General features: G+C 71.9%; 11 protein-coding genes. 3 read left to right on the forward strand and 8 right to left on the reverse strand.

Features of this window, described 5'->3' with window-relative positions:
• Position 1: 1 nt before the first annotated feature.
• The 4 genes from ACIQWX_RS29060 to ACIQWX_RS29075 form a co-directional block, all read right to left on the reverse strand.
• The gene (locus tag ACIQWX_RS29060) at positions 2–658 is read right to left on the reverse strand and encodes an RES family NAD+ phosphorylase (protein WP_086680664.1); all 657 of its coding nucleotides are present in this window, start codon (positions 656–658) and stop codon (positions 2–4) included.
• Between the two features lie 52 nt (positions 659–710).
• Entirely contained in the window at positions 711–1,292 is a 582-nt protein-coding gene (locus tag ACIQWX_RS29065) for a DNA-binding protein (protein WP_400877442.1), read from the reverse strand.
• Between the two features lie 352 nt (positions 1,293–1,644).
• On the reverse strand, positions 1,645–2,622 hold the full coding sequence (locus ACIQWX_RS29070; RefSeq protein WP_400877444.1) for a LacI family DNA-binding transcriptional regulator: 978 nt from the start codon (positions 2,620–2,622) through the stop codon (positions 1,645–1,647).
• Positions 2,623–2,727: 105 nt separating this feature from the next.
• Positions 2,728–3,534 (reverse strand): helix-turn-helix domain-containing protein, encoded by an 807-nt coding sequence (locus ACIQWX_RS29075; protein WP_400877446.1) that lies wholly within the window; start codon positions 3,532–3,534, stop codon positions 2,728–2,730.
• 150 nt (positions 3,535–3,684) lie between these two features.
• Here ACIQWX_RS29075 and ACIQWX_RS29080 point away from each other — a divergent pair, with 150 nt between their 5' ends.
• On the forward strand, positions 3,685–4,146 hold the full coding sequence (locus ACIQWX_RS29080; protein ID WP_400877448.1) for an MmpS family transport accessory protein: 462 nt from the start codon (positions 3,685–3,687) through the stop codon (positions 4,144–4,146).
• An 8-nt stretch (positions 4,147–4,154) separates the two neighbouring features.
• The gene (locus ACIQWX_RS29085) at positions 4,155–4,910 is read left to right on the forward strand and encodes an ABC transporter permease (RefSeq protein WP_400877450.1); all 756 of its coding nucleotides are present in this window, start codon (positions 4,155–4,157) and stop codon (positions 4,908–4,910) included.
• Here ACIQWX_RS29085 and ACIQWX_RS29090 read toward each other — a convergent pair.
• From ACIQWX_RS29090 to ACIQWX_RS29100, 3 genes are read right to left on the reverse strand one after another with little or no spacing between them, the layout of a single operon-like run.
• A complete protein-coding gene (locus ACIQWX_RS29090; RefSeq protein ID WP_400877452.1) occupies positions 4,894–5,580 on the reverse strand; it encodes a histidine phosphatase family protein in 687 nt (228 codons plus the stop codon). The two genes, ACIQWX_RS29085 and ACIQWX_RS29090, sit on opposite strands and share 17 nt — an antisense overlap.
• 10 nt (positions 5,581–5,590) lie before the next feature.
• The gene (locus ACIQWX_RS29095) at positions 5,591–7,474 is read right to left on the reverse strand and encodes a Na+/H+ antiporter (protein ID WP_400877453.1); all 1,884 of its coding nucleotides are present in this window, start codon (positions 7,472–7,474) and stop codon (positions 5,591–5,593) included.
• A 33-nt stretch (positions 7,475–7,507) separates the two neighbouring features.
• Positions 7,508–7,915 (reverse strand): nuclear transport factor 2 family protein, encoded by a 408-nt coding sequence (locus tag ACIQWX_RS29100; protein WP_400877455.1) that lies wholly within the window; start codon positions 7,913–7,915, stop codon positions 7,508–7,510.
• 55 nt (positions 7,916–7,970) lie between these two features.
• On the opposite strand from ACIQWX_RS29100, the gene ACIQWX_RS29105 reads away from it, so the two are divergent.
• Positions 7,971–9,359: a carboxylesterase/lipase family protein gene (locus ACIQWX_RS29105; protein ID WP_400877457.1), complete on the forward strand. Its 1,389-nt coding sequence runs from the start codon at positions 7,971–7,973 to the stop codon at positions 9,357–9,359.
• Between the two features lie 46 nt (positions 9,360–9,405).
• Here ACIQWX_RS29105 and ACIQWX_RS29110 read toward each other — a convergent pair whose 3' ends face one another.
• Positions 9,406–12,471 carry a glycosyl hydrolase 2 galactose-binding domain-containing protein gene (locus tag ACIQWX_RS29110; RefSeq protein ID WP_400877459.1) on the reverse strand — a complete coding sequence of 1,022 codons (3,066 nt, stop codon included), beginning with the start codon at positions 12,469–12,471 and terminating at the stop codon, positions 9,406–9,408.
• Positions 12,472–12,555 lie beyond the last annotated feature (84 nt).

The following is a 12,555-nucleotide window of genomic DNA, read 5'->3' on the forward strand; positions in this document are numbered from 1 at the left end:
CTCAGTTCAGCAGCGTGTAGTTCAGCTCTTCGCAGACCCGGCCGAGCGGGACGTCCAGGCCCGGGTGGTCCAGCGGCAGGAGCACGTCCGGCGCGATCGGCAGTGCCGCGCCCGCCGGCGGGTCCCACAGGCAGATCGCCGGGTCGCCCGAGTCCATCGAGGACCGGTACCAGAGGCCGTCCAGGTCGCTGAACGCGCCGCGGATCGCGCGCGCCCACGCCTGGGTCAGCTTCTTCGGGCCGCTCGAAATCTCCTGGGACGCGCCCACCCGCGTCGGCCACAGGCCGGTCAGGTCGAGCAGACGCAGCGTGCGCGTCGGGCGGACCACGACCAGGCGGGGCCCGCGCGTGCGGCGGTCGACCGTCGAGCTGGTCTGGAAGACCTCGGCGACCGACGTGCGGACCGTGAGGCCGAAGTAGAGGACCCCGTTCGCGGGGTCGGTGACCGGCGCGCCGCCGCGGCCGGGCGACTGCTGGTCGAACCGGCCGTGCGGGAGCGGGCCGGTGTAGCGGAACGAATTCCACTGCTGGGGGTGGTTGCCGTGCGCCGTGAAGATGCGGACCAGCCTGGTCGCGGGCTGGACCGTGACCACGTCACTCGCACGGTTCAGCTGCCGGACCAGGACGGATCGGGCGGGCGGCAGCGGTAGCCGGGCCATGGGTCGGGGGTGGTCCGTCCTTGTCGGTGATCTTGCTCGGGGACGCTCCAGCCTAGAACGGCGAGCCGAGCGTGGCGATGAGGCGGGCGATGTGGTCCGGGTCACCCCCGGAGAGGAGCCACTGCCGCGGGGTCGCGGGATGCTCGTTGATGACGAGGTCCGGCTGCGGCGTGCTCATGAACGCGGCGACGACCAGCGCGGGCTGGTCGTCGGGGAGGGCCTTGAGCACGACTTCGAGGCCGGGGAGCACGCCGGAGCCGGCGAACTGCCACGCGGGGAGCCGCCAGCCGCCGTCCTTCCAGCCGGTCAGCCTGCCTTCCTTGAGGCGGTGCCGGATGCGGCTGTCGTCGACGCCGAGGGCCCTGGCCGCTTCGTTGACGCTGAGCGCGCCTTCGGCGAGGACGGCGTGGGCGGCCACGGTGCGCGCCCGGAAGTCCGGTTCGCCTTCCCGGCGCGGCGAGAGGTCCAGGCCGACGTCGGCGAGCGCGGCGCGCTGGTCGGCGGAGAAGTAGTGCGAAGGATCGGGGTTCGGCGGTGACAGTCTGCGCGCCGCGTCTTCGACGAGCGTGAGGAACTCGTTCGCGTCGACCTTCAGGCCCGCCTTGGCGAGGATGTTCTCCAGCGCTACAGACATGCGGTTCAGACTAACCCGAAACAGCGCGCGTGTGCGGGTTCGTGCGTTTTCTTGCCCTGTCTGTGGGTGAATTCACCAGAGATCGACACTTAACGCACATCACTCAACACGTTGAGTAGGCAACTTCCGGTCAGTCTGACGGCATCGGGTGACGATGTCCAGGCTTGACAGTGTGCTTGCGTGGCTTTACGTTCCGTGTGAGTAAACGATTTCCGCTCCGTGCTCACAGGATCCGGCGGTGTTCGCGCCGGTCATGGGGGACACAGGGGGTGGGGCGTGCCTGGAGGCCCGGCACGAGCCGGCCCCCTGGGCACGTCGCTCCACCCCTCGCGCACGTGAGCCGGTCCTCGCGTCAGCGGCGCGAACTCTTCCGCTCGATCAACGTCGCTTCGAGCGTCGTGGTCGTGGCTTCGCGGCCGCTGTCCGAAATCCGGGCCAGCAGGAGCTGCGCCGCCACGCGGCCGACCTCGTACGCCGGCTGGGCGACCACCGTGAGCGGCGGGTCGATGAGCGTCGTCCACGGCGCGTCGTCGAACGAGACGATCCCGACGTCGCGTCCCGAGCGCAGGCCCCGCGACGACAACGCCTCCAGCACGCCGATCGCCATGGTGCTGTTCGCGACCAGCAGCGCGTCCGGCGGCTGGGGCTCGTCGAGCAGTTCCAGGGCCGCCAGCCGGGCGCCCTCCGCGCGGTATTCCGCCCGCCGGGACACGACGTTCGCTTCGCCGACCACGTCGGCGTACCCGGCCAGGCGGTCGTCGGCCGTGCGGACGCCGGCCGGGCCGGTCAGGCAGCCGACCCGGCGGTAGCCGCCCGCGAGGAGGTGGCGCGTCGCCTCGGCGGCCGCGTGGCGCGTGTCGACCAGGACCTGGTCGCCGGTTTCGGCGGGCAGCGGGCGGTCGACGGCCACCAGCGGCGTGCCCTGGCGGCGCAGGCCCTCGACGTTCGTCGAGCGGCCGGTCGGCGACAGCACCACCCCGGCGACCCGCTCCTGCAGCGCGACCTCGATGTAGCGGCGCTCCTTGTCCTCGTTTTCGTCGGAGTTGCAGAGCACGACGGAGTAGCCCGACCGCTGCGCGAGGTCTTCGACGCCACGCGCGATGGCCGTGAAGAACGGGTTTTCGACGTCGGAGATGATCAGCGCGAGGACGGCGGTCTCCTGCCGGCGCAGGTTCCGGGCCAGCCCGTTCGGGTGATACCCGAGCTCGGCGGCCGCTTCCTGCACCCGCGCGGCGAGCGTTGGGTCCACAGTGGACTTCCCGTTGAGCGCGCGCGACACGGTCGCCGTGGAGACGCCGGCCCTCGCCGCGACGTCGCTGATGGTGGCCACACGCCCTCCCTGATCACCGGTCGAGGGGAGAATAGCGCTCTTGGTGGCCGTTTACCGTCCGCTTACCTCACCGGAGGAGGGTCCACTTCCGGTTGACTGTGCGGGTTACGCCGAACGGAGCCGGTCACGCCGGGTTGGGTCCACAGTGGAGGATGGGCGGAAGTAGTGACGCGGGGTGAGGCCGGTGAGGGCCCGGCAGTCCCGGCTGAGGTGGGCTTGGTCGGAGTACCCCGCGGCGGCGGCGAGCGCGGCGAGGCCGGAAAGGCGCGGAGCGAGCGCGACGGCCCGCTGAAACCGGGCGACGCGCAGGTAGGTGGCCGGCCCGTAGCCGACGGCTTGGACGAACCGCCGCCGCAAGCGCCGCTCGCTGACGGCGGAGGGTTCTTCGAGCCGGGTGGCCGCGCGGGACTGTGCTCCGGTTTGCGCTGGTCCGGCATCACCGCGAGCCAGGCATGCCGCGGCATCGGCGACCCTCGCCGCCCCCGCGTCCAGCTTCTCGATCAGCTCCGCCACCGCCCAGTCCTCCGACTCCACCTCCACCGCGGCGAGCCGCGACTCCACCGCCCCCGCCGGCGACACCTCACCCGCCAGCAACCGCTCCGCCAGCTCCTCCCCGGACCGCCCCCACAGCTCGCCCAGCGACACCCGCCGGTCCCGCAGCTCGTCGGCCGCCACCCCCAGCACCGCCGGCGCGTGCCCCGGCTTGAACCGGACACCCCGCAAAACCGCCCCGGGCCTCGTCACCGATGACCACGACGCCGTGTCGGGGCCCGCGACGAACACCCCGCCGTCGCCGACCACCAGGTCCAGGCAGCCGTCCGGGACGATCCGCTTCGGGCCCGCCGACGCCGATCGCCACACGCAGCGCGCCACGCCCGCCAGGCGCCGGGGTGGTGCCGCCTCCTCGTACACACCCCGATCATGCACCCCGGCACCGACAAAAACCGGGCGGCACCCGTTCGGGTGAAACCCGGCGGGTAACGGCTAACGCGCGGTGAGGTCACGGCGAGATAGAGATCGACGCACCCGGCGAGGGTGCGCGCGACGAGAGAAGACCTCTTCATGGGTGCTCACACCGCGGGCCGCGACCAGGGCCGCACCCGGTCGGCCGGCAGCGTCGTGGTCGTCCTGGGCGTGCTCGCCGCGGCCTTCGCGGTCACGTCGTTCGTCGTGCCGCGGTCGGCTCGCGGGCCGGCCAAGGTCGAGCCCGTCGCCGCGCCGGTCGTGCCGGCCGCCGTCGCCACCGTGAGCCACTCCGTCGTCTACGAACTGCTCGGCGCGCACGGCGCCCAGGACGTCACCTACGCCGGCGCCGGCTCGGTGCTGACCCAGCACGCCGAGGTCGCCACGCCGTGGTCGGCCGCGTTCACCCGGGTCGGCCCGGCCGGCCGCACCGAGTTCTACAGCGTCGCCGCGCGGAACCCCGGTCCCGGCGAGCTGCGCTGCCGGATCGTCGTCGACGGGCTCGTCGTCGCCGAGAAGACCGTCGCCGAGCCGGGCCGCCAGTTCAGCTGCGCCGTCTGACGCCCACCATGGGTGGCGTGAACGACGCCGCGATCACTTTCGGCCCCGCCCTGGTGACGGTGCTGGTCCTGCTCGCCCTCGCCGGCACCGCGGTCGTCCAGGCCGGCGGGCTCGGGCGGGGACGTGACGTGCTGATCGCGGCCGTCCGGGCGGTCGCGCAGCTGGCCCTCGTGTCGTTCGTGATCACCGCCGTCCTGCGGTCGGCGCCGCTGACCGGCCTGTTCGTGCTGCTGATGTTCGGCATCGCCGCCGTGACGTCCGCGCGTCGCGCCGGCCGGTGGGCGAACCTGCCGTGGACGGCGCTGGCGATCGCGGCCGGCGTCGCGCCGGTGCTCGCGCTGGTCCTCGGCGCCGGGGTGGTCCCGCCGAAGCCGATCGCCGTCGTGCCGATCGCCGGGATCGTCATCGGCGGCGCGATGACCGCGACGTCGCAGGCCGCCCGGCGCGCGCTCGACGAGCTCAGGGACCGCCACGGCGAGTACGAAGCCGCGCTCGCCCTCGGGTTCCTGCCCCGCCCCGCCGCGCTGGAGATCTGCCGCCCGTCGGCGGGCCACGCGCTGATCCCGGCGCTCGACCAGACCCGCACGGTCGGCCTGGTGACGCTCCCCGGCGCCTACGTCGGCGTGCTGCTCGGCGGCGCCGGGCCGATCGAAGCGGGGCTGACGCAGGTGCTCGTGCTGATCGGGCTGCTGGCCGCGGAAGCCGTCTCGATCCTGGTGACCGTGCAGCTCGTCGCGGCGGGGAAGCTCAGCCGAGCGGCGTAGCCAGGTGGGCGGTGTCGTTGAAGCGCCGGATGATCCAGTTGTCGCCGTGGATCACGAGGTGCGAGATCGAGCCGTTGTCCGCGCCGAGGAACGCGAACCGCTCGACCGACCGGCTGGCCTGCGCGAACACCTCGCCGATCACGCCGCCGTGGGTGAACACGGCGACGCGCTGGTCGGGGTGGGCGGCGGCGATCCGCGTCAGCGCGCCGCGCAGCCGCGCGCCGAACGCCTCGTCGGACTCCGCGCCCGGGATGACGTCCCAGCGCTGCTCCTCCCACAGCCGTTCGATGATCGGGTGGCCGTCGGCGCTGTACTTGCGGAAGAGGCCGTTCTCCCAGTCACCCAGGTGGATCTCGCGCAGGTCCCGCTCGACGGACGGCGTCAGCCCGAGCTTCTCCGCCAGCGGCGCGGCGGTCTCGGCCGTGCGCCGCAGCGTCGTCACGTAGATCGCGTCGATGCGCTCGCCGGCCAGCCGGTCGCCGACGCGCCGGGCGTGGTCGCGGCCGTCGGGTGCGAGCTCCGGGTCGGCCTGGCCCTCGACCAGCTCGAACGGGTTGTCGCCGCGCGCGGGAGCGGACTCGCCGTGCCGCACCAGGAAGATCTCCGTCGCGCCCGGGGGCGGGCTGAAACGGTGCTGGCGGTACTCGATCTCCTGCTCCGGCGTGCTCATGGCCCCGACACTAGCCGAGTTGCTTGTCCACGAAACACCACCGCCACGTCTCGCCCGGCTCGAAGCTGCGCATGACCGGGTGCCGCGACTCGTGGAAGTGCCGGGTGGCGTGGCGCCGCGGCGAAGAGTCGCAGCAGGCGACGTTGCCGCACTTCAGGCACATCCGCAGGTGCACCCACGTCGTGCCCTCTTCGATGCAGGCGGCGCACGTGTCCGGCGAGCTCGGGTCCTTGTCGACCCACTCGTGGGCCAGGTGCTTGCACGAGCCGGCGGTCGCGGCCGGGGTGCGCAGTTCGCGGCCTTCGACGTCGGGTTCGTCCTCGTCGCGGTCCAGCATGGACTCTTCGATGTCGAGCCGCTCCAGCACCTTGCGCAGGACGTCGTCGTCGGCGCTGCCGCTGTCGCGGGCCTTGAGGAACTGGCGGCGCTCGACGTCGAGCAGCTCCAGCCGCAGGCGGCGGTAGGCGTCGCTCGGCGTCTCGGCCAGCGCGCTCTGGCGCCCGAGCTGCTCCCACGCCGAGTCGGCGCGGTGCTGCAGCCGGTCGCGCAGGCGCTGGATGATCTCCGGCGGGTCGTCGTCGGTCCGGATCTCTTCGAGCTTGGCCAGCGCCGCGCGGGTCATGTCGTGCAGGACGGCCGCCTCCTGCAGCGCGTCCTCCGCCGGGTCCGGCCGCGGCAGGCGCAGCTTCCGGATCAGCGGCGGCAGCGTCATGCCCTGCACGGCCAGGGTGCCGGCCACGACGACGAACGCCGCCAGCACCAGCACGGCCCGCTGCGGGGTGTCCGCGGGCAGCACGAACGCCGCCGCGAGCGTGACCACGCCGCGCATGCCCGCCCAGGCGATCACGGCCGAGTAGCGCCACGGCCAGATCTTCGCCCGCGGCTTGTCCGGCAGCAGGTGCCGTTCCACCCGCTTCACGGTGCCGATGCCGGCCATCCACAGCACGCGCGTGAGGATGGTCGCGGCGAGCACGGCGACGCAGATCCAGGTGAGCATCGCCAGCGACAGCCCGCTCTCGCCGACTTCGGCGAGGATCCGCCGCAGCTGCAGGCCGATCAGCAGGAAGACCATGTTCTCCAGCAGGAACGCGATGGTCTGCCAGTTCAGCCGGGACGCCAGCCGGGTCGAGCCGGACAGGATCTGCGGCGCCTTGTGCCCGAGGATGAGCCCGGCGATGACGACCGCCAGCACGCCGGAGCCGTGGATCGCCTCGGCCGGGATGTAGGCGATGAAGGGGACGGCGAACGACAGCGCGGTGTCGAGCACCGGCTCGTTCAGCCGGGCCCGGACGAACGCCGCCGCGAACCCGACGACGAGCCCGACCACGGCCCCGCCGATGGCCGCGCGGAAGAAGTCGGCGCCGACCTGCCACAGGCTGACCGACCCGGCCAGCGCGGCGATGGCCGTGCGGAGGGCGACCAGCGCGGCGGCGTCGTTGAAGAGGCTCTCGCCTTCGAGCAGCCGGATCAGCTTGCGCGGCATGCCGACCCGGCGGGCGACGACGCTGGCGGCGACCGCGTCCGGCGGCGCGACGACAGCGCCGAGCGCGATGCCGCCGGCCAGCGGGAGACCGGGGATCACCGCCCAGGCGACCACGCCGACACCGAGCGTGGTGAACACGACGAGCCCGACCGACATCAGCCCGATGGCGCTGCGGTTCTTCCGGAAGTCGACGAGCGACGTCTGGATGGCCGCCGAGTACAGCAGCGGCGGCAGCAGGCCGAGCAGCACGACCTCGGGGTCGAGGTGGACCTCGGGCACGCCGGGGACGTAGGAGGCGGCGACGCCGACGACGATCAGGCACAGCGGGGCGGACCAGTCCAGCCGCCGCGCTCCGGCGCTGACGACGAGGACGGTCACGACCAGCGCCACTATCTCTGCCGCGATGTGCACGGGGTAATCATCACCCGGGGGTCGCGGCGGGTGTCACCGGGCCAGCTCGGTGAGCACCTCGGCGACCAGCTGGGTGTCCATGTACTCGGTGATCTCGCGGATCCGGCCGTCTTCGAGGCGGAAGACGAAGCAGTACCGGTTGTCGTACCGCGCGCCGGTCTTGGTGGCGACGCTGCCCTGCGTTTCGACCACGACGACGTCGTCTTCGGCGACGAACCGGCTCGCGGTGCTGGTGTAGGTGCCCTCGAACTGCTCGCCGAGCGGGCCCAGCAGGTCACGGCGGACGGAGTCCTTGCCGGCGAAGGTGCCGGACCAGCTGTTGTGCCCGCTGACGGTCCAGGTGACGTCGTCGGCCATCGCGGCGATCAGCGGCCGGATGTCCCCGGTGGCCCAGGCGGCGAAGGCGGTTCTCAGCAGTTGCTTGTTCTCGGCTGCGCTCATGGCTCTCAGTCAACACGCTGGAGCGCGCTCCAGGGCAAGTTCGTAGGCTGGGTCCGTGACGACGGTGGAGACCGCGGCCGGTGCGCTGCGCGGGGTGGAGCGGGACGGGGTCCGGGCGTTCCTCGGCGTCCCCTACGCCGAGCCGCCGGTGGGGGAGCTGCGGTTCCGCGCGCCCCGGCCGGTGCGGCCGTGGAGCGGCGTCCGTGAAGCGACCGACTGGGCGCCGCGGGCACCGCAGCCCGCGCTCACCGGCCGCGGGTTCACCGGCGACGAGGACTGCCTCTACCTGAACGTCTACGCGCCCGCGGCGCCCGGCTCGTACCCGGTGCTGGTGTGGATCCACGGCGGCGGGGGCGTGATGGGCGCGCCGCACCAGTTCGACGCGTCCGCGTACGCCCGCGCTGGCGTGGTCGTCGTGACCGTCGCCTACCGGCTCGGCGTGCTCGGCATGCTGCACCTACCCGGCGTCGCCGACTCGAACCCGTCCCTGCGCGACCAGGTCGCCGCCCTCGAGTGGGTGCGGGACAACGCCGGTGCGTTCGGGGGCGATCCGGGGCGCGTGACGCTCGCCGGGCAGTCCAACGGCGGCCGCACGGTCGGGACGCTGCTCGCCGTGCCCGCCACGCGGGGGCTCGTCCACCAGGCGATCGTGCAGAGCGGCACCGGCGTCGGCTCGGTCGTGCACACCCCGGCCGAGGGCGCGGCGGTCGCCGACGCGGTCCTTTCCGAGCTGGACGCCTCGCCCCGGGACCTCGCCGATCTCCCGGTGACGCGGATCCTCGAAGCGCAGCAACGGGTTTCGGCGGTGTCCGGCACCAAGGTGACCTACCGCGTGGTCGTCGGCGACGAACTGCTTCCGCGGCGACCGCTGGACGGCGTCCGTGAGATCCCGCTGCTCATCGGGACGACGGCCGACGAAGAGGACCTGTTCAGCTGGCTGCAGTCGGGCGGCGCGAAGCTGCTGGGCGTCGGCTCGACGATGCTGACCGCCGAGGAGATCGAGAAGGCCGTCGCGGCGTACGCCTCGGTTCTCCCCGGCTGGCCGGACGACCAGGTCCGCAACCGCGCGCTGACCGCGGGGGACTGGTGGATCCCGGCGATCCGCTTCGCCGAAAGGCAGCCGGACGCCTGGATGTACCGGCTGGACTGGCGGATCGCCCCGCGCGGCCGCGGTCTCGGCGCGGCGCACGGCCTCGACCTGCCGCTGGTGTTCGACGACATCCGCAACAAGAACTGGCGGTTCCTCTTCGCCGGCCGGACGTTCCCGGCCGAGCGCATGCAGGCGGTGGCGACGGAGGTGTTCGGCGCGTGGGTCCGCTTCATCGCCACGGGCGACCCGGGCTGGCCGCGCTACCGCCCCCAGGACCGCGTCACGCGGATCTTCGACGACGTCTCCACGACGGTGGCCGACCCGGACCGCGCCCAGCGCCTCCTCTGGGCATGACCGAGGGCGGCACTTTCGTAGGGAAAGTGCCGCCCTCGGTCGGGAACTAGACGGTGATCTTGTCGACGTTCGGGCCGCCGTTGGCGGTCGTCGCGGTCGCCTTGATCTTGGACGTGCCCGCGGGGAGCGTGACCGGGATCGTGACGGTCTGCCACGTGTCCCAGTTCCCGGTGCCGCCGAACGCCACCCCGGACGCCACCTTCATGCCGTTCACCGAGATGTCCATCGGCCGGTTCGCCGTGGTGCCGTTGGCGTACCGCAGGACGACGTTCGCGCTGCCCGCCGCGGCCGCGTTCACGGTGAACTCCACCGCGCTGCCGGTCGCGTTGTCGTAGTTGACGAACCCGGTGCCGGTGAAGCCCGCGTGGTTGGACTCCGCGACACCGCTGGTGATCGTGGCGTCCTCGGCCTGGTAGTCGGCCGGGGTGCCCGGGGTGCCCGTGCCGTCCGCCGGGATCGTCTTCGTCCCGGTGTTCCAGCCCGCGACCCGCACGGACGGCTTGGCGCCCTTGAGGTCCGCGGTCCGGTAGGTCGCCGTCAGCGTCGTCGACTCGCCCGGCCACAGGCTGACCTGGTTGTCGGTCCAGCGCACCGGCAGCACCGGCGCGCCCGCCGTCCCGACCACGTGCGCGTCGACGAAGAACGCCGGCACCTTGCCGGACGCCGGGTTCGTCAGCGTCACCTTGGTGGTCGTGGTGCCGTCGCCGTTGGTGGTCGTGGTGGCGGTCGACCCCAGCGACACCTGGGCCAGGCCGTTCAGCCCGGAAAGATCCGCGTAGGCGGACTGAGGCGTGTAGTACCAGTCGCTGTTGCCCCAGTCGAGCGTGTCGGCCTTGGTGGACAGCCAGTAGACGTTCCGGCTGACCTCCTTGCCCGACGAGTCGGTGAGCACCAGCTTCGCCAGGTACGTCGTCGACAGCCCGCTCACCGAACCGATGGTCAGCGCGGTCGTCTTGGCGCCGTCACCGCTCACCGAAACGGCCTTGGACTGGTTGAACTTCTCCGTGCCGTCGAGGTTGTAGAGCTTCACGGACGCGGTGAGGTTCGACGCCGCGTCGTGGTTGTGGTTGACCACCACGACGGACTTCGTGTCGTACGAGTACTGGATGTGCAGCGGCTCGTTCGCCTTCTTGGCCCCGAAGTAGGAGCCGTTCTGGTCGAGGTAGGCGTCGAACAGCTGCCAGTGCAGCGACGTCCAGCCGCTGTTGAGCATCCAGTAGATGATCCCGGTGGCCGGGTTCGAGCTGTCGCTGAAGTTGCGCGAATGCGACTCGAACTCGGCGCGGACGTTCTCGTACTGCGCCAGCTGCGCCTTCCGGACGAAGTCGTCCAGGCTCCCCGGCTTGCCGTAGCGGGCGGTGAGCGCGTCGCCGAAGAGCTTCAGGTTGGCGAACGTCGAGGACGACGACCGGTGGTACTGCGCCGTCGACGGGCTCTTCCACATCGTGTCGAGCTCGCTCGAGGACATCATCCGCTTGAGCGTGTCCATGGTCGGGATGTCCGGCCCGGCGCTGGTTTCGGAGTTGAAGCTCCACGCGCCGCCGAGGTCGGTGTGCGCCTTGTCGTACCAGTAGTTCGGCGGGACGTAGTCGTACGGGCCGTTCATCTTCATGCCGGACGCGCCGAGCTGCGGCGACGACTTCGCCGACGCGGCCGGGACCACCGGGGTGGGCCAGTCCGCGGCCTTCAGCGCGTCGAGGTAGTTCTTCTCGATGGTCGCGTCGGGCGCGAAGTCGCTGCCGATGAGGAAGGAGATGACGCTCGGGTGGTCGCGCAGCCGTTCGGCCTCCGCGGTCATCGACGCCTTCGCGACCGGGTAGTCGGCGGCGGTCCAGGGGTCACCCTTCTCCTCGCCGTTGACCTGGCCTTCCCACTTGTCGCAGCACTCCCAGCCGGGCAGCGTCAGCACGCCCATCCGGTCGGCGAGGTCGAAGAACTCGTCCGGCTCGATGTGCCCCTCCAGGCGCACGGTGTTGAGCCCGAGGTCCTTGACGTAGGCGAGCTTGTCGGCCGCGAACTGCTCGTTCCAGCGCAGGAACAGGTCCGGCGAGTAGCCGCCACCCTTGATCAGCAGCGGGCGCCCGTTGATCGTGTAGGACCGGCCGCCGCTCGAGTTCTTGTTGGCCGTCACCGTGCGCACGCCGAAGCTCTCGTGTGCGGAGTCGGACGCCGCGCCGCCGACGTTCGCGGTCAGGTCGAGGTCGTAGAGCGGCTGGCCGCCCATCCCGGCCGGCCACCAGACCTGCGGGTTGTCGATGCCGACCACCGGGAAGGTGACGGTCTTCTTCTCCTTGGCCGCCAGGGAAACCGTCTGGCTGATGGGTTTGCCGGCTACCGTGCCGGAGACCGTCGTGCTGACCGCGCTCGCCGAGTCGTTGCGGACGTCGGCCTTCACCGTGAGGTCGGCGTGGCTCAGCCCGGTCAGCTTCGTGACGACGTGGCCGCCGCGCAGCGCCACCGGGCCGCTGCGCCGGACGAGGACGTCCCGCACGATGCCCATGTTCTGGTCCGGCGGGGTCTGGGCCCAGTCGATCCAGCCCATCGACAGGTCCTTGTTCGGGTCGTTGGGGTAGACCTTGAACGCGACGCTGTTCGTGCCGGCCTTCACCAGCGCGGTGATGTCGAGGTCGTGGCGGGTGTAGGCGCCGGTGACCTGCGTCTTGTCGGCGACGCGCGTGCCGTTGACCCAGACGTCGGCCTTGGACAGCACGCCGCTGAAGTCGAGGTACGTCCGCTGCGCGGGGTCGGTGACGGTGAGGTCGGTGCGGTACCACCACGGGACCTGGAAGTCCGCGGCCGGCACGTTCTTCATGTTCGTCGAGTAGAACGGGTCGGCGTACTTGCCGTTGGCCAGCAGGCCGGCGTAAACGGTCGAGCGCGGGCCGACCGGGTACCAGCCGCTGGTGTTGTACCCCGGCTTCGACACCGCCGAGTCGTCGCCGACCTGCGCCGACGTCTGGATCAGGAAGCCGGGGACGGCGGTGGCCGGACCCGCGGCCGCGACCGTCGCTCTCGCCTGGACCTGCCCGGCGGCCGCCGGGACGGTCGCCCCGCTCACGGCGACGGCGAGCACCGCCGCCGCGACGAGGGTTCTTCTCTGCCGATAGCTCACTAGCGCGCCTCCTAGGCACCACGGCGGCGTGGGGAACAGCATGCCATCGTTAGGGAACTTTCCTAACAATTGCGGACGATCGTA

The organism is Amycolatopsis sp. NPDC098790 (genome assembly GCF_044759945.1).
Taxonomy (GTDB): Bacteria; Actinomycetota; Actinomycetes; order Mycobacteriales; family Pseudonocardiaceae; genus Amycolatopsis.